Source organism: Nonomuraea sp. NPDC048892, from assembly GCF_040649735.1.
GTDB lineage: Bacteria > Actinomycetota > Actinomycetes > Streptosporangiales > Streptosporangiaceae > Nonomuraea > Nonomuraea maheshkhaliensis.
Map to the genome: position 1 here is coordinate 329,602 of NZ_JBEZFZ010000003.1, position 23,400 is coordinate 353,001.

24 protein-coding genes are annotated in these 23,400 nt (G+C 71.5%); 13 read left to right on the top strand and 11 right to left on the bottom strand.

The genetic code is table 11. From position 1 onward, the window contains the following. Positions 1 to 9 precede the first annotated feature (9 nt). A complete protein-coding gene (locus AB0C28_RS11210; RefSeq protein ID WP_357844463.1) occupies positions 10 to 423 on the top strand; it encodes a tetratricopeptide repeat protein in 414 nt (137 codons plus the stop codon). Positions 424 to 540: 117 nt separating this feature from the next. On the opposite strand, the gene AB0C28_RS11215 is transcribed toward AB0C28_RS11210, so the two are convergent. After that, positions 541 to 2,217 carry an FAD-binding oxidoreductase gene (locus AB0C28_RS11215; RefSeq protein WP_358074417.1) on the bottom strand — a complete coding sequence of 559 codons (1,677 nt, stop codon included), beginning with the start codon at positions 2,215 to 2,217 and terminating at the stop codon, positions 541 to 543. Positions 2,218 to 2,248: 31 nt separating this feature from the next. On the opposite strand from AB0C28_RS11215, the gene AB0C28_RS11220 reads away from it, so the two are divergent. The 5 genes from AB0C28_RS11220 (at position 2,249) to AB0C28_RS11240 (ending at position 6,589) form a co-directional block, all read left to right on the top strand. Further along, positions 2,249 to 2,758, top strand: a complete 510-nt coding sequence (locus AB0C28_RS11220) for a TetR/AcrR family transcriptional regulator (RefSeq protein ID WP_357844460.1) — start codon at positions 2,249 to 2,251, stop codon at positions 2,756 to 2,758. Beyond that, a complete protein-coding gene (locus tag AB0C28_RS11225) occupies positions 2,751 to 4,247 on the top strand; it encodes a glycerol-3-phosphate dehydrogenase/oxidase (protein WP_358073760.1) in 1,497 nt (498 codons plus the stop codon). The genes AB0C28_RS11220 and AB0C28_RS11225 overlap by 8 nt, the downstream gene beginning before the upstream one ends. A gap of 103 nt (positions 4,248 to 4,350) precedes the next feature. Beyond that, positions 4,351 to 5,226 carry a sucrase ferredoxin gene (locus AB0C28_RS11230; RefSeq protein ID WP_358073763.1) on the top strand — a complete coding sequence of 292 codons (876 nt, stop codon included), beginning with the start codon at positions 4,351 to 4,353 and terminating at the stop codon, positions 5,224 to 5,226. 100 nt (positions 5,227 to 5,326) lie between these two features. Next, entirely contained in the window at positions 5,327 to 5,638 is a 312-nt protein-coding gene (locus AB0C28_RS11235) for a WhiB family transcriptional regulator (RefSeq protein WP_080036407.1), read from the top strand. Between the two features lie 300 nt (positions 5,639 to 5,938). Then, positions 5,939 to 6,589, top strand: coding sequence for a maleylpyruvate isomerase N-terminal domain-containing protein (locus AB0C28_RS11240; protein WP_357844451.1), 651 nt, complete (start codon positions 5,939 to 5,941; stop codon positions 6,587 to 6,589). A gap of 48 nt (positions 6,590 to 6,637) precedes the next feature. Here AB0C28_RS11240 and AB0C28_RS11245 read toward each other — a convergent pair whose 3' ends face one another. Together AB0C28_RS11245 and AB0C28_RS11250 are read right to left on the bottom strand one after the other, a co-directional pair. After that, positions 6,638 to 6,871 carry a DUF397 domain-containing protein gene (locus AB0C28_RS11245; RefSeq protein WP_106234268.1) on the bottom strand — a complete coding sequence of 78 codons (234 nt, stop codon included), beginning with the start codon at positions 6,869 to 6,871 and terminating at the stop codon, positions 6,638 to 6,640. 136 nt (positions 6,872 to 7,007) lie between these two features. After that, complete coding sequence (locus tag AB0C28_RS11250; protein ID WP_357844447.1) at positions 7,008 to 7,889, bottom strand: helix-turn-helix transcriptional regulator; 882 nt, start codon at positions 7,887 to 7,889, stop codon at positions 7,008 to 7,010. Positions 7,890 to 8,018: 129 nt separating this feature from the next. Here AB0C28_RS11250 and AB0C28_RS11255 point away from each other — a divergent pair, with 129 nt between their 5' ends. Then, positions 8,019 to 8,492 carry an ATP-binding protein gene (locus AB0C28_RS11255; protein WP_357844444.1) on the top strand — a complete coding sequence of 158 codons (474 nt, stop codon included), beginning with the start codon at positions 8,019 to 8,021 and terminating at the stop codon, positions 8,490 to 8,492. Between the two features lie 91 nt (positions 8,493 to 8,583). On the opposite strand, the gene AB0C28_RS11260 is transcribed toward AB0C28_RS11255, so the two are convergent. Both AB0C28_RS11260 and rsgA read right to left on the bottom strand, forming a co-directional pair. Next, the gene (locus tag AB0C28_RS11260; protein ID WP_357844441.1) at positions 8,584 to 9,210 is read right to left on the bottom strand and encodes a phosphoribosyltransferase family protein; all 627 of its coding nucleotides are present in this window, start codon (positions 9,208 to 9,210) and stop codon (positions 8,584 to 8,586) included. Positions 9,211 to 9,358: 148 nt separating this feature from the next. Further along, the gene (gene rsgA / locus AB0C28_RS11265; protein WP_357844438.1) at positions 9,359 to 10,456 is read right to left on the bottom strand and encodes a ribosome small subunit-dependent GTPase A; all 1,098 of its coding nucleotides are present in this window, start codon (positions 10,454 to 10,456) and stop codon (positions 9,359 to 9,361) included. A 295-nt stretch (positions 10,457 to 10,751) separates the two neighbouring features. On the opposite strand from rsgA, the gene AB0C28_RS11270 reads away from it, so the two are divergent. From AB0C28_RS11270 to AB0C28_RS11280, 3 genes are all read left to right on the top strand, one after another. Beyond that, positions 10,752 to 11,300, top strand: coding sequence for a sigma-70 family RNA polymerase sigma factor (locus AB0C28_RS11270; RefSeq protein WP_357844435.1), 549 nt, complete (start codon positions 10,752 to 10,754; stop codon positions 11,298 to 11,300). Then, entirely contained in the window at positions 11,297 to 12,040 is a 744-nt protein-coding gene (locus AB0C28_RS11275; RefSeq protein ID WP_358073766.1) for a zf-HC2 domain-containing protein, read from the top strand. Before AB0C28_RS11270 ends, AB0C28_RS11275 begins: the two co-directional genes overlap by 4 nt. Before the next feature lie 161 nt (positions 12,041 to 12,201). Then, positions 12,202 to 13,452 (top strand): CHRD domain-containing protein, encoded by a 1,251-nt coding sequence (locus AB0C28_RS11280; protein WP_357844429.1) that lies wholly within the window; start codon positions 12,202 to 12,204, stop codon positions 13,450 to 13,452. A 257-nt stretch (positions 13,453 to 13,709) separates the two neighbouring features. On the opposite strand, the gene AB0C28_RS11285 is transcribed toward AB0C28_RS11280, so the two are convergent. Genes AB0C28_RS11285 through AB0C28_RS11310 form a run of 6 tightly spaced genes read right to left on the bottom strand, consistent with a single transcriptional unit; the run spans position 13,710 to position 20,261 of the window. After that, a complete protein-coding gene (locus tag AB0C28_RS11285; protein WP_357844426.1) occupies positions 13,710 to 14,687 on the bottom strand; it encodes an oligopeptide/dipeptide ABC transporter ATP-binding protein in 978 nt (325 codons plus the stop codon). After that, positions 14,687 to 15,661 (bottom strand): ABC transporter ATP-binding protein, encoded by a 975-nt coding sequence (locus AB0C28_RS11290; protein ID WP_357844423.1) that lies wholly within the window; start codon positions 15,659 to 15,661, stop codon positions 14,687 to 14,689. The genes AB0C28_RS11285 and AB0C28_RS11290 overlap by 1 nt, the downstream gene beginning before the upstream one ends. A 34-nt stretch (positions 15,662 to 15,695) precedes the next feature. Continuing rightward, positions 15,696 to 16,943 carry a threonine synthase gene (locus AB0C28_RS11295; protein ID WP_358073769.1) on the bottom strand — a complete coding sequence of 416 codons (1,248 nt, stop codon included), beginning with the start codon at positions 16,941 to 16,943 and terminating at the stop codon, positions 15,696 to 15,698. Then, the gene (locus tag AB0C28_RS11300; protein ID WP_358073771.1) at positions 16,940 to 17,794 is read right to left on the bottom strand and encodes an ABC transporter permease; all 855 of its coding nucleotides are present in this window, start codon (positions 17,792 to 17,794) and stop codon (positions 16,940 to 16,942) included. The genes AB0C28_RS11295 and AB0C28_RS11300 overlap by 4 nt, the downstream gene beginning before the upstream one ends. Beyond that, positions 17,794 to 18,711: an ABC transporter permease gene (locus AB0C28_RS11305; RefSeq protein ID WP_357844415.1), complete on the bottom strand. Its 918-nt coding sequence runs from the start codon at positions 18,709 to 18,711 to the stop codon at positions 17,794 to 17,796. The genes AB0C28_RS11300 and AB0C28_RS11305 overlap by 1 nt, the downstream gene beginning before the upstream one ends. Then, entirely contained in the window at positions 18,708 to 20,261 is a 1,554-nt protein-coding gene (locus tag AB0C28_RS11310; RefSeq protein WP_358073774.1) for an ABC transporter substrate-binding protein, read from the bottom strand. The genes AB0C28_RS11305 and AB0C28_RS11310 overlap by 4 nt, the downstream gene beginning before the upstream one ends. Positions 20,262 to 20,376: 115 nt before the next feature. Here AB0C28_RS11310 and AB0C28_RS11315 point away from each other — a divergent pair, with 115 nt between their 5' ends. The 3 genes from AB0C28_RS11315 to AB0C28_RS11325 all read left to right on the top strand — a co-directional run bounded on the left by AB0C28_RS11315 (position 20,377) and on the right by AB0C28_RS11325 (position 23,260). Then, entirely contained in the window at positions 20,377 to 21,117 is a 741-nt protein-coding gene (locus AB0C28_RS11315) for an IclR family transcriptional regulator (RefSeq protein ID WP_357844409.1), read from the top strand. Positions 21,118 to 21,143: 26 nt separating this feature from the next. After that, positions 21,144 to 22,139 carry a serine hydrolase domain-containing protein gene (locus tag AB0C28_RS11320; protein WP_357844406.1) on the top strand — a complete coding sequence of 332 codons (996 nt, stop codon included), beginning with the start codon at positions 21,144 to 21,146 and terminating at the stop codon, positions 22,137 to 22,139. Between the two features lie 164 nt (positions 22,140 to 22,303). Then, the gene (locus AB0C28_RS11325) at positions 22,304 to 23,260 is read left to right on the top strand and encodes a hypothetical protein (RefSeq protein ID WP_358073777.1); all 957 of its coding nucleotides are present in this window, start codon (positions 22,304 to 22,306) and stop codon (positions 23,258 to 23,260) included. Positions 23,261 to 23,400 lie beyond the last annotated feature (140 nt).

Genomic DNA, 23,400 nt, shown 5'->3' on the forward strand with positions numbered 1-23,400 from the left:
GAGGCTCCCATGACCCGTAACGGCCCGGACGACGCGACCCGGAAGGGCACTTCGGAAATGGACGCCATCGTAGGTCTGCTGGCATTCGCCCAGACCCGGCCGCGCTGGAGCGGCAGCGCCGCCCTGGACAGCGCGAGTCAGGCGATCGCCAGGAGCAGGGCGCTGGCGGGAAAGTCCCCCGGCGAGTACACCGAACTGCTCGCCCGCTGCCTGCGCACGACCGCCGGGCTGCAGTTGCGATGGGGCCGGGCGACGGAGGCGCTGCCGCTCGCGCAGGAGGCGGTGGCCGTCGCCCGCTCGATCGGCGGCGGGCCGCTGGTGCTCTCGCTGGTCTGCCTGGCCACGGCCCTGGAAGCCCTGCACCGCTACAGCGAGGCCGCCGCCACCATGGCCGAGGCCGAGCGGATCCCCCGCACCGACTGACCCGCCCCGGCTTCCCGCCCGGAGGCGGGTCGCCGGCGCGGGGTTCCGGACGCGGCCGGTCGCGGACGCGGGGGGCGGGCGCGGGCCGCGGACGCGAGCTACGGGCGCGGGACGGGACTACGGAGGCGGGGGGATGAGGACGCCGGGGTTGAGGATGCCGGCCGGGTCGAGCTCGGCCTTGACCGCGCGCAGGACGGCCGAGCCGAGCGGGCCGATCTCGGCGCCGTACGCGTCGCGGTGGTCGCGGCCCACGCCGTGGTGGTGGGTGATGGTGCCGCCCGCCTCGACGATGGCCGCGTTCACCGCCGTCTTGGCCCGCTGCCACTGCGCGACGGGGTCGGCGTCCTGCGGGGTGACGACGGTGAAGTACAGCGAGGCGCCGGTCTCGTACACGTGCGAGATGTGGCACATGACGAGCGGCGGGTGCGCCGGGCCCAGCGCGCCGAGCAGCGCGAGCCTGACGGCGTCGTAGAGCCGGGGCAGGTTCGACCAGAACCCGGCCGTCTCCAGCGTCTCCACGGTGGCGCCGGCCGCGAGCAGGGAGTCGCGCAGGTACGGCGCGGAGAAGCGGCCGCGCTCCCACGCCCGCCCCGGCTCAGGCCCGAGCGGCTCACCGCCCATGCGCGCCAGCACGGCCGACGCGGCGGCGTGCCGCGCCCCGATCGCCGCCCCCTCATACCCGGCGATCAGCAGACACCCGGACCCGCCAGCGCCATCGGAGCCGCCCGAGCCGTCGGGCCCACCGGCGCCATCGGAGCCGCCCGAGCCGATCGAGTCCGGCTTGGCCAGGCCGATCAGGGTCTCGGTCTCGTCCGAGAGCCGGAGCACCGCCGGCAGCGGCCCCTCCTGGGCGAGCGCCCGTACGGCGGCCGAGCCGGCCGTGAACGACGGGAAACGCCAGCCCTCGTAGCGGCGCTCGGCCGGCGCTCGCCGCACGCGCAGCCGCAGCGACGTGATGACCCCGAAGGCGCCCTCCGAGCCGAGCACGAGCTGGCGCAGGTCGGGCCCGGCCGCCGACTTGGGCGCCCGGCCGAGGTCGAGCGTGCCCGACGGGGTGGCCAGGGTGAGACCGACGACCATGTCGTCGAAGCGGCCGTACCCGGCGGAGGCCTGCCCGCTGGATCGGGCCGCGGCGAACCCGCCGAGCGTGGCGTACTCGTACGACTGGGGGAAGTGTCCGAGCGTCAGCCCGTGCCCGGCCAGCAGCCGCTCGGCGTCGGGAGCCCGCACCCCTGGCTCGAACTCGGCCACCATCGACTCGGCGTCCACCGACCGCAGCCGGTCGAGCCGCCCCAGGTCGAGCGCGATCACCCCGGCGAAACCGGACCCCGCGGCGGCGCGCTCGGCGGGGCGCTCAGCGGGGCGCTCGGACGGGCGCTCGGCGGCGAGCCCGCCGACCACCGAGGTGCCGCCGCCGAAGGGCACGACCGCGATCCGCTCCTGCGAGCAGAGCCGCAGCAGCTCGGCCACCTCCTCGTGCGAGCCGGGCAGCACCACCGCGTCGGGCGCGGCCGAGCCGTCGCCGGCGCGCATGAGCAGCAGGTCTGGGGTGGACTTGCCACGCGTGTGCCTGACCCGGTCCTCGTGGCCGGTCCGCACGTTCGCGGCTCCGGCGATCTCCGCGAGCGCCTTGAGCAGCGGCTCGGGGAGAGCGACCGGCGCGAGCCGCACCGACTCCAAGCCGGCGGCGGGGGTGGCGGGCGCGCGTACGCCGAGCAGGTCACGCAGCAGCCCCCGGACGCTCTCGGGCAGCTCGCGCGCCTGGGCGGGGTCGCCCCAGCCGGACCACGACATCGGTTCTCCAGTCACGCATACACTGTGACACATGACGTCGATTCGTCACAACGATGAGGTTCTGGACGCGGCCCGCGACTGCGTGCTCGCCTACGGCGTGCGCAGGACGACGCTCACGGACGTGGCGCGCAGGGCCGGGGTGTCGCGGATGACGCTCTACCGCCGCTGGCCCGACGTGCGCACGCTGGTGGCCGATGTGATGACCAGGGAATGGGTACGGGTGGTCGAGGGGCTGGACACCTCCGACCCGGTACGCGCGGTCGTGGCGGGCGTCAGGGGGCTGCGCGGGCACCCGCTGTGGCGCAAGATCGTGGAGGCGGACCCTGAACTGCTCGTGCCGTATCTGCTCGACCGGCGCGGTGCCACCCACGAGGCGGTGCTGGAGGTGCTGGAGCCGGTCGTCGGCGACGCGCGCAGGGCCAGGGCGGTGCTGCTGGTCGCCCAGTCGTTCCTGCTGTCCGCCCCGACCATGCTCGACCCCGTGACGCTCGACGAGCTCGACGACGAGCTCGCCGCCCTGCTGGAGGCCTACCTTGGATAGCTCGCTGAACGCCGCCAGACGATCCCGTGAGCTGCGCCGGGTCGCCGAGGAACGGGTGGACGTGCTGGTGGTGGGGCTGGGCGCGACGGGCGCGGGCGCCGCGCTCGATGCCGCCTCACGGGGGTTGAGCGTAGCGGCGATCGACGCGCACGACCTGGCTTTCGGCACGTCCAGATGGAGCTCCAAGATGGCGCACGGCGGGCTGCGCTACCTGGCCAAGGGTCAGGTGGACGTCGCGTACGAGAGCGCGGTCGAGCGCGGGATCCTGCTCCGCAGGACGGCTCCGCACCTGGTGAAGGCGCACCCGTACATGCTGCCGCTGACCCGGGCGGTGTCGCGCAGGCAGGCGGCGCTGGTGATGGCCAGCTACCGGATGGGCGACGGGCTGCGGGCCGCCGCGCGCACCTCCCGCCGGCTCCTGCCGGGCCCTTCCCGACTGAGCGCGGCCCGCGCCCGCACACTGTCGCCCGTGCTGGCCTCCGACGGGCTGCGCGGCGCGCTGCTGTCGTGGGACGGGCGGCTGCTCGACGACGCCCGCCTGGTGGTGGCGATCGCGCGGACCGCCGCCGGGCACGGCGCCCGGGTGCTGACCAGGTGCCGGGCGCTGCGGCTGACCGGTACGGGCGCGGACGTGCGCGACGAGCTGACCGGCGAGGAGTTCACGATCCGGGCCAGGGTGGTGATCAACGCCACCGGGGTGTGGGCGGGCACCCTCGACCCGGCGGTGGAGCTGCGCCCGTCCCGCGGCACGCACCTGGTGCTCGAACCTGGCACGCTGCCGGGGCAGATCGCGGGCATGCACCTGCCGATCCCCGGTGAGAGCAACCGGTTCGCGCTCGTGCTGCCGCAGCGCGACGGCCGCGTCCACGTCGGGCTCACGGACGAGCCGCTGGAGGGGCCGATCCCCGACGTGCCCGAGGCGCCCGAGAAGGACGTCAGAGCGCTCCTGGAGGTGCTGAACGGGGTTCTTGAGGCTCCGGTGACCAGAGAGGCGGTCGCGGGCGTCTACGCGGGCCTCAGGCCGCTTCTGGCGGCCGACGGGCGGACGGCCGACCTGTCCAGGAGGCACGCGGTGCTCACGGACGGCGGCGTGGTGACCGTCGTGGGAGGCAAACTGACGACATATCGGCGCATGGCCGAGGACGCGGTGGATCGAGCGATCTCGTACGGGAACCTCCGGGCCGGGCGGTGCCGTACCCGCAAGATCCCGCTCGCGGGCGCGGGCCCGGTGCCGTCAGGGGCGCCGGCGCGCCTGGCCGAGCGCTACGGCGCGGAGGCCGCGGCCGTGCAGCAGCTCGTCAAGGAGCACCAGGAGGAGGTCGGGCTCGGCCTCACCGAGGGCGACCTGCTCTGGTCGGCGCTGCACGAGGGGGCGCTCGACGAGGGCGACCTGCTCGACAGGCGGACCAGGATCGGCCTGGTCCGGAGGGACAGGGACCGCGCCCTGCCGGCGACACGGGCCGTACTCGATCGAATCTCGTCCGCCTGACCCATCCGATCCGTTAGGTTAGTCTTACCTAAGTCGGATCGGGGAAAGGACAGGCACGTTGGCGAGGGGCTGCGAGCATCCGGCGGGATGCCACACAGGGGAGGTGCCCACGCTGGCGAGTGCCACCGTGGGAGCCAGGCTGTGGCTGCTCATCGAATACACCAGAGCCTGGCCTTCGCGCCTGGAAACGCTCGAACTTCCGGGAAAAATCTCAGAACTCGTCCGCCGGGCGCTCGAACGCGGTATCCGGCCCCAGCTGATCCGCCGTCCCGGGAGGCGAACCCGCCCGCAGGAGCAGGGGATCCGTGTGCTAGTGGCCTACGCGGCGGGGCCGAACCCCTGGCTGGCCTCGGGTGTCGTCGCAGGTCCCGACGATCTTGACCTGGACGCGCTGGTGGCGGGAGTGGTCCCGGAGTCCTGCATACTTGAAGACGAGCCGGTATTTCTGGTCTGCACGCACGCCAAGCGCAATGTGTGCTGCGCCCGCATTGGACTACCCCTCGCTCGGTCACTGGCGGAAAACCTGCCGGACAGAGTATGGGAAACGTCACACGTTGGCGGCGATCGGTACGCCGCCAACCTCGTGTGCTTGCCACACGGAATTTTCTACGGCAGCATGTCTCAGGCTGCTGCGTTGGCAGCGGCTAACGCGTACCGGTCGGGCGAGGTCATTCTCGACCGCTACCGGGGACGCGCAGGCATCCCTGAGCCATTGCAGGCCGTCGAGCACTTCGCCCGAGCCCATACGGGAGAGTGCTCCGTCGGCGCGGTGGCCGTGGAATCCTCCAGGACGGACGGCGACGTCACCGAAGCCATTGTGCGCATCGGCGACGTCCGGCTCCAGGTTGTGGTCGAGCCATCGGCGTTCACGGCGCCGTGTGGCACCGCTTCGGCTTGCGCCGAGACGATCACCACCTACCGGCTGGTTTCGCTGGACAGGCTCACGCCTGTGCGGTACGCCACGCCCGCTCTCGCCTGAGCAGGGAACATCACGGCCCTACGTTGCGTTGGAACAGTGACGCCAAAAGCGTCCAATGCGGCTCAATTACCGAAATACCTCTCACGAAGGTGGTTTTCTCATGTCTCAGGTACGTCGGCAGCTCGCCCGCCCGCGCCCCAGCTGGGGTTGGCAGGATGATGCCGCGTGCCGGGGTGAGGACCTCGTGCTCTTCTTCGGCCCCGACGGGGAGCGGCAGCCCGAGCGTGACGTACGAGAGCGGAAGGCCAAGGCGATCTGCGCCCAGTGCCCTGTCCGCAACGAGTGCCTTGATTACGCGCTCTCCCGGCCGGAGAAGTACGGCACGTGGGGCGGTCTCAACGAGGACGAGCGGGCGAGCGAGCGTCGCCGTCGCATGCGCCGCGCGGCCAGCGCCGGCATCTCCGCCGCCTGACACACCCGGCAGCGTCACCATCGCGTGATCACGCAGTTGTCCCGATGAACCAGAGCCTGGCCAGCCAAGCGCAGGCTCTGGCGAACCCGGTCGGGACAACTGCCTGATCAGGCGACCACAGTCAGAAACCCCCGGCTCTACCGGGGGTGGCACATGAAACGGACCGCGGGCGCCAGCCGCGGTCCGAAGTCATTTCCAGGGTCGTTCCCGGCGGGCTCATTCATGGGCTCATTCATGGGTCGTCGCCCCGGGCTTCGGCTCGCCACGGGTCGAGTGGGGCGTGCCGCTAGGGTGCCTGACATGTCGGCATCTGATACCGCACCAGTGACCGCGGACGACCTGGACGAGATCGTGCGTCTGGCCGTCGCAGTCCTCGCGGACACCACCGAGCCCGCCTGGAACGCCAAGGCGGGCGACCTCGAATGGACCTGCTGGGAGACCGCCGAGCACCTGGCCGACGACCTGTTCGCCTACGCCGTCCAGCTCGGCCTCACCACGGGGCCGCTGGACGTCTACATCCCCTTCGCCGCCCAGAGCCGCCGCTCCGGCGGGCCGCGCAACTCCGTGCACGCCGACCGGGCCTCGGGCGTCAGCGGGCTGATGCAGGTGCTGCAGTCGAGCGGCGCGCTGCTGAGCGCGATGGTGCGCACGGCGCCTCCACACGCGCGCGCCCACCACGTCTTCGGGCCGGCGGACGCTGAGTCCTCGGCCGCGATGGGCCTGGTGGAGACCCTGGTGCACACCCACGACCTGGCTCAGGGCCTGGGGCTCGGCTGGAATCCGCCCGGAGAGATCTGCGCGCGGGTGCTGAACCGGCTCTTCCCCGATGCCCCGCGCGACACCGAGCCATGGGCCACGCTGCTGTGGGCCACGGGCCGCGCCGAACTTCCCGGACGTCCGCGCCTGACACGGTGGCGCTGGCACAACGAACCGCCGTCACAGACTCCGTGACCGAAACCCGTTGCCGATACGACCGTAACCAGCGACGGCGTGGCCGCGTCAGACGATGAGGTCGTCGAACTCCCCGTCCTTGGCCCCCAGGACGAACGCGGTGATTTCCGCCTGGGTGTAGACCAGGGCGGGCCCTTCGGGGAAGCGTGAGTTGCGCATGGCGATCTCCCCGGTGGGCAGGTTCGCGACCTCGACGCAGTTCCCGTTCGGATTGCTCCGCTTGCTCTTGCGCCAGACGACGGGAAGGCGGCCGGCGGACGTTCCGTTGTGGAACTCATGCATGGGGACGGCTCCTCGCGATCTTACGGATGCACGTGCATCCGCGTTTGCGAGCTGACAATACGGCAGCACGAAGAACTCCATATACCGGACGACCAAAAATCACGGTATGGAGTGGATCACAGGGATATACGGGAACTCATCCAGAGATGAGCCGCTCCAGGAAGCGCCTGGTCGCCTTCGGCTCCTCCGCCTGGATGCTGAGCCGGTCCATGACCTCCATGTACTGGTCGGAGTCGGCGGGTTTGTCCAGGTAGAGGGCGCTGGTGAGCTGCTCCATGTAGACGACGTCGGGCAGCTCCCGCTCGGGGAAGCGCAGGATGCTGAACGGCCCGCCGGCCGCCGCGTGACCGCCGCGGTCGAACGGCATGATCTGCACCGTGATGTTCCGCTCGGCCGTCAGGTCGAGCAGGTGGGCGATCTGCCCGCGCATCGTCTCCGGGCCGCCCAGGGTGCGGCGCACGACGGCCTCGTCGATCACCGCCCAGATCGTCAGGCCGCTCTCCAGCCGCTTCTGCCGCGTCGTGCGCAGCGTCACCCGGCGGTCCAGCTCGGCCCTGGACGCCTTCTCGTGGGCCAGCTCGATCACCGCCCTGGCGTAGGCGGGGGTCTGCAGCAGGCCGGGGACGAACTGGTTCTCGTACGTACGGATGCTGGACGCGGCCCCCTCCAGACCGATGTAGACCTCGAACCAGGAGGGCAGCAGGTCGCCGTACTGGTGCCACCAGCCAGGGGCGTTGGCCTGCTTGGCCAGGGCGAGCAGGGGCTCGCGCTCGGCCGGGTCGGTGACGCCGTAGAGGGTCAGCAGGTCGGCCACGTCGCGCTGCTTGAAGCTGACCTGGCCGAGCTCCAGCCGGCTGATCTTCGCGTGAGATGCGCGAATCGAGTATCCGGCGTCCTCGCGCGAGATACCCTGCTCCGTACGGAGCCTGCGCAGTTGGGTCCCGAGCAGGATCCGCAGCACTGTCGGGCTTCCCGGCGAATGGCGGAGAAGCTGCCCTTCCGCGCTCTGTGCGCTCACTGCACCGCTCCTAGGTCATCTGCACGTGCAGATGCGATTCGCATCCGTAAACTATGAAAAGTCTTGCATCGGTAAGCGCTCCCCGTAAAGATGGGCATTGGATCACCAGACCGCGCTTCGGGGGCCAGGATGACGACTTTCGACGCTCGGCCGCAAGCCGCCACCGGCACCCGGCCACCAGGATGGCTGTCGCCCATTCTGGTGGAAGGACGCGCCGGGGAGTGTGATGCCGTCTTCCCCTTCCACCAGCGCACCGCTCTCGAACCCGCCTGCGTGGCCATGGCGCGGCGCTTCGTCGACCAGACGCTCGGCTCCTGGGGCGCGCTCGACCTGGCCTTCGACACCCAGCTGGTGGTCTCCGAGCTGGTGACCAACGCGATGCGGCACGGCGGCGGCGCCGCGCAGTTACGGCTGGTCTCGCACGAGGCGCAGCTCGCGTGCGTGGTGACCGACCGCAGCCGGACCGTCCCCGTGACCTCGGCGCCCGACGTGTTCTCCGAGTACGGGCGCGGGCTGCGGCTCGTGGACGCCCTCTGCACGACGTGGGGGTGGCTCTCCCCCGGCGGCTCGCACAAGGTCGTCTGGGCCGTCATCGCCGGCTGACCGGCACGAGAAGGCCCAGCCCCGGGAGCCCAGTCCCGAAAAGCCTCCTTCCCGGCCAGGCTCGGTCCGGGAAACCTCCGTCGCGGGAGCCTCAGCCCCTGTCCAGCAGGCGCAGGACGTCGGCGTCGGTGAGCTGTTCGAAGTGCTCGTACCACTGGCCGACCGCCCTGAAGTCGATCGGCGTGAGCAGCACCACCACCTCGTCGGCCTCCGCGCGCAGCGACTCGACGGTGTCCGTGGCCCCGACGGGGACAGCCAGCGTCACCTTCGCCGGCCGGGCCCTGGCGACCGCCCGCAGCGCCGCCCGCGCGGTGCTGCCCGTGGCCAGGCCGTCGTCCACCACGATCACCTCCCGGCCTTCGAGCGGGGGCAGCGGCCGATCGCCGCGATAGGCGCGGACCCGGCGGGCCAGCTCGCGCCGTTCGTGCTCCACCACGTGCGCCACGGACTCGGGCGTCAGGCCCAGGCGGTTCAGCAGCGTCAGGTCGAACACCGGCTCGCCGCCCTCGGCTATCGCCCCGACGCCCAGCTCGGGCGTCGGGGGATAGCCGATCTTCCTGGTCACCAGCACGTCGAGCGGCGCGCCGAGGGCCCGCGCGATGGGCGCGGCCACCGCCACGCCCCCGCGCGGCAGGGCCAGGATCACGGGGTCGTGCGCGTCCTGCAGCCGTTCGGCCAGCAGGGCCCCCGCTTCGGCCCGGTCCGCGAAGTACTCCATGACCTGTGCTTACCCGCTGACGGCCGCTCCTCGCCTCCGCTCATTCCCGCGATCGGCGATGCCTTTCACGGGCGCCACAGCGAGCCACAGGGAGCCACAGGGAGCCACAGGGAGCCACAGGGAGCCACAGGGAGCCACAGGGAGCAGGCTACGGGCGGTTGCGGCCCGAGCGGCGCATCTCCTTGGTGATCACCTTCCACTTGTTCTGCTGCTCCTTGCGCAGCCGCGCGTCGGTCCTTGAGGCCATCCAGGCGGCCTCCCGCTGGAGCTTGCGCCAGCTCTCCAGCCGCCGCTCCGGCAGCTCGCCGCTCTCCAGGGCGGCCAGCACCGCGCAGCCGGGCTCGCCGTTGTGGCCGCAGTCGCCGAACCTGCACCGCTCGGCCAGCGCCTCGATGTCGGCGAAGACGAGGTCGACGCCCTGGCCGATGTCGTAGAGGCCCACCCGGCGGATGCCGGGCGTGTCGATGATCAGCCCGCCGCCGGGCAGCGGGATCAGCTCCCTGTGCACGGTGGTGTGCCGGCCGCGCCCGTCGGCCGCGCGTACGTGCTGGGTCTCCATGACGCCGTCGCCGGCCAGCGCGTTGACGAGAGTGGACTTGCCCGCGCCCGACGGGCCCAGGATGACGGCGGTGCGCGAGCCGCCGAGGTAGGAGGCGGCCAGCTCGACGCCGTCGCCGTGCAGCGAGGAGACGGCGTGCACGTCGACACCGGGCGCGGCGACGCGGACGTCGTCGAGCAGGCCGTCGAGGCCGTCTTCGAACAGGTCGGACTTGGTGATGAGCACGACGGGCGTGCCGCCGGACTCCCAGGCCAGGGCGACCAGGCGCTCGATGCGGCCGAGGTCGGCGAAGTCGGTCGAGTGCATCGACGGCTCGGCCACGAAGACGACGTCGACGTTGGCCGCGAGCACCTGGCCCTGGCCGTCGCCCGACAGGCCCCCGACGGAGTCGCGGCTGACGCCGCCCCGGACGAAGGCGGTGCTCCTCGGCAGGACCTCGTCGAGCTCGTAGCGGCCCTCGGGGAGCCATCGGAGCGCGACCCAGTCGCCGACGCACGGCAGTGCGACCGGGTCGGCGGCGGAGGCGCGGCGCACGCGGGCGCCGTATTTGGCGTGATGCTGGCCGTCAGCGGCGATCACCTCGGCGGCGCCGCGGTCGATGCGGGCCACGCGGGCGGGGACGGTTTCGGCCGGCAGCTCAGCGGCGCGCAGGTCGCTCCAGCCGAGCAGGGAAAGGTCGTGAGACAACGCGATGAACCTTTGTTTCGAGAAGGAAGAGGAAAAGGGCTGCTCAGGTGAGCGCCCGGAGGTGGACTGACGGCACGCTGAAAAAGGCGACCCGCATAGGTCCTCACCTCCTCGATCTCGAACTGTCGTCGGGGCGACTCTACGCAGACTGCCGCCACCGATGCAATCGCATTATCTTCCGCGATTCGTTGAACCGCCCCCTGGCCACTGGCCGTACCACCTCCCGACGGACTGAGAAAGGGGAATGATGCGAATAAGCACGTATCCCCCGCCCTCGGCCGAGGAAGCCGCCCCGATGGGGAAGCCGCGCCTACGCCACTGGATCCGGCGCGTGCGCCCGGATGACGAGGTGGTCGTGTCCGCGCTCTACCGGGAATATCACAGGCCGCTGCTGGCATTCGTGATCCGGCTGACCGCGGGCGATCGGCAGTGGGCGGAAGACGTGGTGCAGGAGACCATGATCAGAGCGTGGCGCAGTGCGGAGCGGCTCGACCCGGATTCTGTCTCGCTGATGCCCTGGCTCGCCACGGTCGCCAGACGTATCGTGATCGATGACCGGCGACGCCGGGATGCCCGGCCGCGGGAGTCGGGCGACGGAGCGCTGGAGAGCATGCCCGTGCCGGACGAGATGGAAGGACTGCTGCACCAGGTGGTCGTGTCCGAGGCGCTGAAGGCGTTGTCGCCGGCCCACCGCGAGATCCTCAACGAGACGATCCTGCGGGACCGGTCGGTCAACGACGCCGCCAAGGCGCTCGGCATCCCGGTGGGCACCGTGAAGTCCCGGGTTTACTACGCCGTACGCGCGTTGCGGATCGCACTTGAGGAGAGGGGGGTGACGGCGTGACTTCGAGAGTCGAGCACACGGATGTGGGGGCCTACGCGCTCGGATTGCTGGACGAGGACGACAGGCTGGCCTTCGAGGCCCACCTCCTCGGCTGCTCACAGTGCCGGTACGAACTGTCCGACCTGGCCGGCGTGGCCAACGTGCTGCACGGGATCGGACCCGTCCATGATCTCGGCCCCCCTACCGTTGACCTCCCCTCCGGCGGGGAGGACGACGTGGTCGGCCTGCTCCGGCGCAAGAAGGCGGCCGACAGGCGGACGCGCAGGGGGACGTTCGTGATCGGGATTGCGGCCGCGGTCACGCTGGTGGCGGGCGGCCTGACGATCGGCACGCAGCTCGACGCGGGAGAGGCGGCGCCGGTCGCGCAGGGTCACGGCGGCCACATGAGCACCGACATGGGCCCGGCCGAGCAGTTCTACACCGAGGGCCGCCCCATCGAGGGCAAGGGCGTCGACGGGGTGACGGGCGGGCTGGTCGTGGAGTCCAAGGGGTGGGGCACGCACGCGGCGCTCAAGCTGTCCGGGGTGAAGGGGCCGCTGGAGTGCGAGCTGATCTCCGTCGGCAAGTCGGGTGAGCGCCGGGTGATGACCGGGTGGTCCGTACCTCCAGCCGGGTACGGAGTGCCGGGATCGCCGACGCCGCTCTACATGCACGGCGGCAGCGCGACGCCGCTGAAGGACATCGACCACTTCGAGGTGGTCACCTCGGCAGGTAAGAAGTTGCTCACCGTCCAGGCCTGACCGGTTCGCGGGAAGCCCTTCCACCGCTGGTGGGAGGGCTTTTCTCGATTTATCGGGCGAATTCGCGAAATATGCGCGCGACGGGGTGAACCCGCCCCGCTCCGGGCGCGTACTGCCTGCCGTACTGACCGGAATATCAGAGTCCTTGACGAGGTGCCGTAATGTCCAAGCGAAGAATCCTGGTCCCCGCGCTGCTGGCGGCGGGAGCGCTCCTCGCCGGGCCGGTGAGCCCGGCGCAGGCCGCCGCCGACGACGTCTATCTCGCGGCCGGTCTGCGCGGCGCCGGCGAGGTCGGAACCCCTGGCGACGCGGACGGCGCCTCGACGGTCGTGCTCAGGATCAGCGGGAACCAGGTCACGTTCGCGGCCCGGTGGAACGGGATCGGCGTGCCCACCGCGGGCCGCGTGCACGCGGGCGCCAAGGGCACGGAAGGCGACGTCCGGCTCGACTTACTTCCCGGGTCACTGCCCGGCTCCGCGCTGGGCGTGACCGGCACCGTCACCGCCGCCGCCGACGTGGTCAGCGCGCTCGTCGAGAACCCCGGCGGCTTCTACGCCAACCTGTACGACGCCGCCCACCCCAAGGGCGCGGTACGCGGCCAGTTCCACCGGCTCAGCAGGCCGGTCGACCTCAACGGCGTCCTGCACGGCGGCGACCAGGCCACGCTCTCCGCCCGGACCGGGGGCGAGTCGGGCGGACAGGCCACCTGGTGGCTGCGTCCCGGCGGCTCCTCGATCGCCTACACCGTCACCTGGTCGGGCCTCGGCCGCATCACGGGCGGGCACCTGCACAAGGGCACGCCGGGGCGGCACGGCGCCGTGGCGGCGGAGCTGTTCACCGTTCCCCGTGGGCTGCCCGCGAACGTGACCGGCGTCACCGGGGAGACGCCGGTCGCCCCGAAGGTGGCCAAGCGCATCGCCGCGGGCCCCGGCGCGTACTACGCCGACCTGCGTACCGCCGAACTCGGCGACGGCGCGGCCCCGGGCCGGCTGTCGGGCGCGGCCTTCACCCATCCGCGCGGGTTCACCGCCGAGGTGCTGCGCGGCAGCCAGATCTACGCCTGCACGCAGCTTCCCGCGGGCGGCTTCGGCTTCACCCAGCTCGGCGTGACGGCCCAGCTCCGGCGCGGCATCGACCACTCGTTCGTCACGCCCGCCTCCGGGCCGCCGCAGTGGGTCGCCCCCGACGGCAGCGCGGTGCGCGGCGCGGTGTTCTCCAGGACGCCGAACGGTGCGCACATCCCGGAGCTCGTCCTCGACGCCACGCAGGCGGGCGCGGGCACCGGGCTGCTGGCCCAGGCCACGCAGATCCTGCGGCTGAACACCACGGGCGGCGTCGCCCCGGCCGGCGCGTGCGAGCCGGGCGCCGAGGTGAGCGTCCCGTACGGGGCCGACTACGTCTTCCTCGGCTGAGGCGAGACGAGACGAGGCCGAGCTAGGGAGAGCAGAGCGAGGCCGTAGGGGGACGGTTCTGTCCCGTCCCCCGAACGGCCGTTCCGGCCGATCCGGCCTGGTCAGCCGGTCGGCCGCCGCGACGGGGTACTCCGGCCACCCCGGTCGCGACCAGCGCCCCGCCGCACACAGGAGCCCGTGCGGCGGGGCGCTCCGCCGCATCCGGCCGGAGTCCGCAAAGCCCACTCCCCACACCCGGCCGGAGCCCCGGCACCGGGTCACACCAGGGCGGAGGCGTCCGAGACCGGGAAGAGGCAGGCGGCCGTGTGGCCGGGGTCCTCCTGGGCGGCCAGCGGCGGCCGGGTGTGCGCGCACTCGTCGCGGGCGGCCGGGCACCGCGTGCGGAAGCTGCACCCGGACGGCGGGTCGGCGGGCGACGGCGGGTCGCCCCTGAGCACGATGCGCCGCCGCGTCCGCTCCACCTTCGGGTCGGCGACAGGCGCCGCCGACAGCAGGCTGTGCGTGTACGGATGCCGCGGCGCGGTGAACAGCGTCTCGGTGTCGGCCAGCTCGACGATCCGGCCCAGGTTCATGACGGCGACGCGGGTGGCGATCTGCCGCATGATCGACAGGTCGTGGGAGACGAACAGGTACGTCAGCCCCCGTTCGGCCTGCAGCCGCTTCATCAGATTGATGATCTGCGCCTGGATGGAGACGTCGAGCGCGCTGACCGGCTCGTCGCAGATGACCAGTTTCGGCTCCAGCGCGAGGGCTCTGGCGATGCCGATGCGCTGCCGCTGCCCGCCGGAGAACTCGTGCGGGAACCGGTCCTGGCTGCCCGCCTCCAGCCCGACGGCGTCGAGCAATTCGGCCACGCGGTCGCGGGCGGCGGCCGAGCGGCGGCGCACCCGGCCGTGGGTGATCAGGGGCTCGGCGACGATGTCGCCCACGCGCATGCGGGGATTCAGGCTGGCGTACGGGTCCTGGAGGACGACCTGCATGTCCTCGCGCACGGACAGCAGCTCCCGCTGCCGCAGCCCGAGCAGCTCCTTGCCGTCGAACCAGATCTCGCCCCCGCTGGCCTCCACCAGCCGCAGGATGAGCCGGGTCAGCGTGGTCTTGCCGCAGCCCGACTCACCGACCAGCCCGAGCGTCTCGCCGGGGCGCACGTCGAACGAGACGTCGTCCACGGCGACCACCCCCGAGCGGAACTCCTTGCGCACGCCGCGCAACGACAGCAGCGGCTGCTCGGCCATCAGAGACTCCCTTCCAGCAGGCAGGCGGCGCTGTGTCCCGGCGCGCGCTCGGTCAGCGGCGGCACCGTCGCGGAGCACTCGGGCATGGCCAGCGCGCACCGGGGATGGAACGCGCAGCCGCCCGGCGGCGAGAACAGATTCGGCGGGCTGCCGGGGATCGGGTCGAGCGCGGCGCCGCCGGGGACGTCGGAGCGGGGCATGGACCGCAGCAGCGCCCTCGTGTACGGCATCCTGGGCGCCGCGAACACCTCGTCCACGGCGGCCAGCTCGACCGGGCGCCCCCCGTACATGACCAGGACCCGGTCCGCGCAGCGGGCCACCACGCCGAGGTCGTGCGTGATGAGCACGATCGCCATCCCGAAGCGTTCCTGCAGCCCGGCGAGCAGCTCCATGATCTGCGCCTGGACGGTCACGTCGAGCGCGGTCGTGGGCTCGTCGGCGATCAGCACCTTGGGCCGGCAGGCCAGCGCGATGGCGATCATCACGCGCTGCCGCATGCCGCCGGAGAACTGGTGCGGGTACTCCCCCGCCCGCTGCTCGGGGTTGGGGATGCCGACCTCGCGCAGCGCCTGGACGGCCTGGGCACGGGCCTGCGACCTGGACAGGCCCTGGTGCAGGCGGAGGGATTCGGCGATCTGCGCCCCGACCGTCTTGAGCGGGTTGAGGCTGGTCATCGGGTCCTGGAAGACCATGGCGATCTCGTTGCCGCGGATCGCGCGCATCTCCCGTTCCGACAGCTTCAGCAGGTCACGGCCGCCCGACAGGATCTCGCCGCCGGTGTAGTGGCAGGGCGGGGTGGGGTGCAGGCGCAGGATCGACAGGGCGGTCGCGGTCTTGCCGCTGCCCGACTCGCCGACGACGGCCAGGGTCTCGCCCGCCTTGACCGACAGGGACACGCCGTTGACCGGTTTGACCGTGCCGGCGTCCAGGCGGAACTCGACGTGCAGGTCGTTGATCTCCAGCACGCTGCTCATCGGATCGCCTCCGGGCTCGGATGGGCGGTGCCGGTCATACGAGGCCCTCTCTGAAGATGCGCAGCAGCTCGGCCGGGTCGGCCTGGACGGTGCCGGCCGGCGGGCGGGCCGCCTGGGCGAGGGCGGAGGGCTGCTTGAGCGCGCCGCCCGTCACCACGCTGACCACCGTGTCGCTCTCCGACACCCAGCCCTGGGCGCGGGCGCGCAGCAGGGCGGCGGTGGAGGCGGCGGCGGACGGCTCGGCCAGGACGCCCTCCTCGCCGAGCAGCCGCATGGCCTCGAACAGGTCGTTGTCGTCCACGGCGACCACCCGGCCGCCGGATTCGTAGACGGCGCGCAGCACGCGCGAGCCGCCCTGGATGGGGGCGTCACCGGCGATGCTCTGGGCCACGGTCTTGTTGGCGTCACCGTGGCGTCCCGCGACCGGCTTGCCCTCGGCGAAAGCGCGCACGAGCGGGGCCGAGGCGGCCGGCTGGACGCCGACCATCTTCGGCAGCCGGTCGATCAAGCCCAGTTCGCGCAGCTCGCGAAAGCCCTTCCAGGCGCCGTAGAGGCCGCCGCCGGTGCCGACGGGGTGCACCATCACGTCGGGCGCGCGCCAGCCGAGCGCCTCGCAGATCTCGTACGCGTACGTCTTCATCCCCTCGTGCCGCACCGGGTTGATGAAGTTGACGAAGCAGTAGAAACCCGCCTCCGACAGGGCGCTCACCCCGGCGAAGATCTCCAGGCTTGAGCGGTAACGCAGCCGCAGCACACGGGCGCCGCTGAGGCTGATGGCGGCGATCTTGGACTCGTTGGCCACGTCCTCGACCAGGACCGTGGCCTCGATACCGGCTCTGGCGGCGTACGCGGCGAAGGAGGCGCCGGCGTTGCCCGAGCTGTAGGTGAACGCCTGTTTGACGTCCAGCGCCCGGGCGAAGCCGACGGCGACGGAGAAGCCGCGGTCCTTGAAGCTGCCCGTGGGCATGAGGGTGTCGTTCTTGATCAGTAGGTTGGGCAGGCCCACGTGGCGGCCGAGCCTCCTGGTGGGCATCAGCGGGGTGTCACCCTCGCCCAGGTAGAGGGGCGCGGCGCCGCGCGGCAGCGGAAGCAGATCCGACCACCGCCACAGGCCGAGGTCACGGCGGGCGGCGGCCCGCTCCGTGATCCGGCGGGGGTCGGCGGGGCCGAGGTCGTAGCCGATCTCCAGCAGGCCCCCGCACGCCTCGCAGAGGAGGGCGGGCTTGTCCAGCGAGAAGGTGGCGTGGCAGTCGTCGCACTTATAGTGGGTGGCGAGGTTCATCGATGGTATGCCTTCGGGTCGGCGACGTCGCGGAGCAGGTCGCCGGTGACGTTGATCGCGAGTGTGGTCATCATGATGGCAGCGCCGCTGAAGACCGCGATCCACCACGCCCCGCGCAGATAGAGCTGGCCGTCGGCGAGCATGCTGCCCCACGTCGGGACGCTGGGCGGCACGCCGAGCCCCAGATAGCTGAGCGACGCCTCCGCGACGATCATCGCGGCCACCTGGAGCGTGCCGATGGTGGCCAGGGGGGCGACGATGTTCGGCAGCAGGTGGCGCACCATGATCTGCGGGCCGGTGTCGCCGATCGCCCTGGCCGCGGTGACGAACTCGCGCTCCCTGAGCGAGAGCACCTCGGCGCGGACCACGCGGGCGTACGACACCCAGCCGGTCAGGCCGAGCACGAGGATCAGGAAGAGCAGGCTCGGGCCGAGCACCGCGATGATGGCCAGGGCCAGCAGGATCGAGGGGAAGGCGAGCTGCACGTCCGCCAGGCGCATGAAGACCTGCTCGCGCCAGCCCCGGTAGTAGCCGCTGACGACTCCGACGGCCGCGCCGACCACGCCCGACAGCAGCGTGGCGGCCAGGCCGACGAGGAGGGAGACGCGGGTGCCGTACATGATCCGGCTGAGCACGTCGCGGCCGAGCTTGTCGGTGCCGAGCAGGTAGCCGGGCTCGCTGCCGTCCATCCAGAACGGCGGGCGCAGCTTCAGCTGCAGGTTCTGCAGGTTGGGGTCGTGCGGCGCGATCAGCGGCGCGAAGATCCCGACGAGGACGACGAGCCCGATGATTCCCACGGCGACCTTGGCGGCGTGGTTGCGGCGCAGGGCGCGCAGGGTTGCGGTGAGCATCAGGACAGCCTCACGCGGGGGTCGAGCAGAGCATAGGACAGGTCCACGATGAGGTTCACGATGACGAACACGGCCGCCAGGAACAGCACCGTGGCCTGCATGAGCGGATAGTCGCGGTACGTGATCGCCTCGACGGTCAGCCGGCCGATGCCCGGCCAGGAGAAGACCTGCTCGGTGAGGATGGCCCCGCCGAGCAGGCTGCCGACCTCCAGGCCGACCACGGTGACGACCGGCAGCGAGGCGTTGCGCAGGCCGTGCGCGGTGACCGCCTTGAGGCCGGACAGGCCCTTGGCCCTGGCGGTGCGGATGTAGTCCTCGCCGAGCACGTCGATCAGCGACGAGCGCAGCAGCCTGGCGATCATCGCGGCCGAGTAGAGGCCGAGCGTGATCGCGGGCAGCACCAGGTGGGCCGGCGAGCCGGTGCCCGAGGCGGGCAGCCACTGCAGGTTCACCGCGAAGATCAGGATGAGCAGGATGCCGACCCAGAACGCCGGGGTGGACTGGCCGACCAGGACCGAGGCCATGACCGAGGTGTCGGTCGCGCTGCCCCTCCTGACCGCGGCCACGATCCCGGCCGGGATCGAGACGATCAGGGTGAACGCCATCGCGGCCACGGCCAGGTCGATCGTGAGCGGCAGGCGCTCCATGATGACCTCGAACGCGGGGCGGTGGAAGAACACCGACTGGCCGAAGTCCAGGCCGAGCAGGCCCGTCATGTACGAGACGTACTGGTCGAGCAGCGGCCGGTCGAAGCCCAGGCTCGCCCGCAGCGCGCGCTCCTGCTCGACGGTGGCCTCGGGCGGCAGCATCTGCTGCACCGGGTCGCCGGCCAGCCTGACGATGAAGAACGCCACCGTGGCCACGCAGAACAGCACGAGCAGGGTGTGGCCGACCCTCTTGCCGATGAAACCGATCATGAGGTGGCGAGTTTGGCGGTCGCCATGGCGAGGGTGCCGTTGGCGTTCGTCTTCCACTGGACCCGGTCGCTGACGGCGTACAGGATGCTCGCCTGATACAGGTAGAGGAACGGCGACTCCTCGATCATCAGCTTCTGCAGCGCGGTGAACGCCTCCTGCCGGGTGTCCGGGTCCACCGACTGCTCTTCGGTGTCGATGAGCTTGTCGGCCTGCGGGTTGTTCCAGCGGCTCTGGCGGCGGTCGTGGCGGACGAACGACTGCAGGTTGCTGGAGGCGTCCATGGTCCAGCCGGAGTTGCCGACGAAATACATCTCGCCCAGCGCCTTACGGTTGTCCGAAACCAGGCGGCCCTTGAACGTGGCCGGGTCGAGCAGCGACACCTCCGCCTTGACGCCGACCGCGGCGAGCTGGCCGGAGATGGCCTGCGCGATGTCCTTGTCGGCGGTGGAGGACGACAGCTTGAGGCTGAAGCCGCCGGAGTGTCCCGCCTCGGCCAGTAGGCTCTTGGCCTTGGCCACGTCGTGCTGGAACGGCCGCACGGAGGCGTCGAAGCCGAACGCCTGCTTCGGGATGAGTGTCGGGGTGCGCTCGGCGGCGCCGTTGAGCACCGACGTGATCAGGGTGTCCACGTCGAGGGCGTGGTTGAGCGCCTGGCGCACCCGCTTGTCCTTCAGTGGGCCCTCTTCTGTGTCGAGCGAGACGAAGAACGTGCGCACGCCCGGCGAGGTGACGACCTTGAACCCCGGCGCGTCACCGAGCTGCTGGGCGGCGTCGGGGGTCAGGCCGGTCACGATGTCCAGCTCGCCGGACTGCAGCGCGGCCAGCGACGACGACGGGTCCGGCATGACCTTGAAGGTGAGCTGCTCGACGGAGGGCTTGCCGTTCCAGTACTTCGGGTTCGCCTTGAGCGTGATCTGGCTGTCGCGCTGCCACTGCTCGAACGTGAACGGCCCGGTGCCGACCGGGTGTTCGGCGAAGACCTTGTCGCCCTTCTCCTTGATGTACTTCGGCGGCACGATCACCCCGCCGAACAGCGACAGCTTGGCCGGCAGGATCGGGTCGGGCTCCTTGGTGACCAGGTCCACGGTGTGGGTGTCGATCACCTTGGCGCCGGTGACCAGGCGCAGCTCCACGATCGGGGACTGCGTGGCGGGGTCGATGAGGCGCTCGATGCTGTAGGCCACGGCGGCGGCGTCGCACGGCTCGCCGTTGTGGAAGGTCACGTTCTTACGCAGGTGGAAGCGCCAGGTCTTGTCGTCCTTCGACTCCCACCGCTCGGCCAGTCCTCCGACCAGCTGGTCGCCGGTGTCCCTGACGGTGAGCGTGTCGAAGACGTTGATCAGCACGTTCATGGAGGGCAGGTCGCCCTGCTTGTGCGGATCGAGGGTGGTGGCATCCGCGGCCAGCGAGACCCGCAGCGCGGACGCGGCGGCGCCCTGGCCGCCGGTCGATGGCTTGGTGCTGGCGCAGGCTCCTAGGGAGAGCGCCGCCGCGGCGAGGCCGCCGAGCTTGAACAGATCCCGGCGGGTCGGCAATTCGCGGACGGACATGAATCCCGCCTCCCTTTCTTACGTTTCACATGGTGAAATCTCGTATCACGTGGTTGAATATGGCTCGTTTCGGTTATGTCCGTCAAGCCTTTTGGGTCAGGTGACAATGAACTCGGTGGAGAAGACCCTGGTCGTGCTGGGGGCACTGGCCGGCCACGACCAGCCGCGCCGCCTGGCCGACATCGCCCTGCGGACCGGCATCAACAAGACGACCGTGCACCGGATTCTGCAGATCTTCATCGCGCAGGGGTACGCCGTCTCGCACGGCGACGGCACCTACGCCTCGGGCCCGGCGATCCTCGCGCTGGCCGGGGCGGCGCTCACCGATCGCGACATGACCACGCTGGTCCGGCCGATCCTGGAGAACCTGCAGCGCAACACCACGCACACGGTGCACTTCGCGATCCGCAGCGGCTCGTCGGCCGTCTACCTGGCCAAGGTGGAGTCGCAGCAGCCGTACCGGATGGCCTCGCGGGTCGGGACGCAGATCGCGCTGCACTGCACGGCGATCGGCAAGGCGATCCTGGCGCACCTGCCCGAGGAGCAGGTGCGCGCCGTGCTGGCGGCCACCGCGCCGCTGATCAGCAACACGCCGAAGACGATCGTCGAGCCCGAGCTGCTGATGGCCGAACTGGAGGAGGTGCGCCGGCGCGGGTACGCGGTCGACGACGAGGAGAACGAGACCAACGTGCGGTGCGTCGGGGCGGTCGTCCACGACGCGGCCGGCACGGCGGTGGGCGCGGTCAGCGTGGCGGGGCTGACCCTCAACCTGAACGAGGACGACGTGCCGCTGCTCGGCCCGCTGGTGGTGGCCGCCGCCGCCCGGGTCTCGGCGGCGCTGGGGAGGAACACATGACGGTGCCGCATTCGGCGAGGTGGGTTTTGACGCGGGCGAGAGAGGAGCGCGCGTTCTCGGGGGCCGCGTGGGCGTGGGGCCGTTCGGCCGGCCCGGTCGAGCTCGGCACCCTCGGCACGCTGAGCTGGGACGGCGACCCGGTCGGCACGGACACCCTGTGGGACCTCGCCTCGGTCACCAAGCCGATCGTCGGCCTGGCGGTCATGGCGCTGGTGGAGTCGGGCGAGCTGACCCTGGACGACCGGATCGCCCACCACCTGCCGCGTTACGCGGGCACCGACAAGGCGGACATCACCGTGTCCGAGCTGCTCACCCACACCTCCCGCATCCCAGGTCAGCAGCCCCTCTACCGCCGCTTCCCGACGCGGGAGAAGCTGCTGGACGCCCTCGTGGACCTGCCGCTCCGCCCGGAGCCGGGGATGGAGTACAGCTCCCAGGGCTTCATGATCCTCGGGCTGATCGCGGAGAGCGCCTCGGGAACGTCCCTGGACCGGCTCGTACGCGACCGGATCACCGCGCCGCTGGCCATGGACGCCACGACCTTCGTGCTCCCCGAGCCGGACCGGGCCAGGGCGGCGGCCACCGAGGACTGCCCGTGGCGCGGCCGGGTCGTCCAGGGCACGGTGCACGACGAGAACGCCGAGGTGCTCGGCGGCGTGGCCGGTCACGCGGGCATGTTCGGCACGGTGTCCGACCTGGCCCGGCTGGGCCGCTGGCTGTGCCGGGGCGGCGGCGGCCCGCTCGCGCCGCGCACGCTGAGCGTGATGACCGGCACCCGGCTGCTCGGCCGCACGCTGGCCTGGCAGGCGCACGAGCCGCCGCTGAGCAGCGGCGGCGACCTGCTCACCGCGGCGGCTTACGGGCACAACGGCTTCACGGGGACGAGCCTGTGGGTGGACCCTGAGCTGGACTTCTTCGCGGTGCTGCTGACCAACCGGGTGCACCCGACGCGCGACTCGGACGCGATCGGCCGCATCCGCAGAACCTTCCACAACGCCGCCGTCACGGAGGCGCTGTCATGACCCGGAACGCGTCCGAGGATCTGGCGAACACACCCGTGCGCGTGATCGGCTCCCCGACTCCGGCCCGCCTGACGGTCTCCGGCGGAACCGCACGACTGAACCCTGAACCGAATGACGCCCCGGCAGCCGAAGAGGCCGGGGAACTGTGGGCGGGACCCGGATGGGTGGACCTTCATGCCCACGTCTACGACGCGATGACCGAGATCAGCCTGCCACCCGACCGAGTGGGCCTCGACGCGGGCGTGCACGTGCTGGCCGACGCGGGCAGCGCCGGGCAGGCGACCATCGACGGCCTGGTCCGCTACGTCCTGCCCACGGCCAGGACCCGGGTGCGGGCCTGGCTGAACATCGGCTCCCACGGCCTGGTCCACCTGCGGGAGACCGCCGACCCGTCGTTCATCGACGTGGACGCCACCCTGGCCGCCATCGAGCGGCACCGGGACGTGGTGTGCGGGGTGAAGGTGCGTTCCAGCGGCCTGATCGTGGGCGCGATGGGCCTGCAGCCGCTCCAGCTCGGCCGCCTGGTCGCCAGGGAGGCGGGCCTGCCGCTGCTGGTCCACGTGGGCGAGGCGCCGCCGCTGATCGACGACGTGCTCGACCTGCTGGACACCGGCGACGTGGTCACCCACTGCTACCACGGCAAGACCGGCACGCCATGGACGGCGGGCGGCGCCCCGGCCCCGTCGCTGGCCCGCGCGCTGGACCGGGGCGTGCTGATGGACGTGGGTCACGGGGCGGCCAGCTTCAGCTTCGAGGTGGCGTCCCGCGCGCTCGCGGCCGGCTTCCCACCGCACACGATCAGCACGGACGTCCACGTCCGCAACATCAGCGGCCCGGTACACGACCTGGCCACCACGATCACGAAGCTGATGGCCTGCGGAATGCCCCTGGAGGAAGCGATCGACGCGGTCACACGACGACCACGCGAAATCCTCCGAATGCCGGAACCGTGGCTAGCCCCCGACGGCACGATCCACCACGCGACGCTCTTCCACGTCACCACCACGGCCCCGAAGAACCGCGTCTACAGGGACGCCAAGGGCGACACCCTGACCTCGAAACAGCACATCATCCCGGTGGCCACCATCAAAAACGGCACCATCACCAGGACGAGCGGCTGAACAACCGTCGGCGGGCAGAGAGAACCGCCGTCACGGCCAACGTCGCGCCGTGACGGCGGCCGACCACGTGCGGGTCAGAGGCCGTCACCCTGGAGGCCCTCAACCCCGTGCGGCGGGCGGCGCCAAGCCGGCACCGCCGT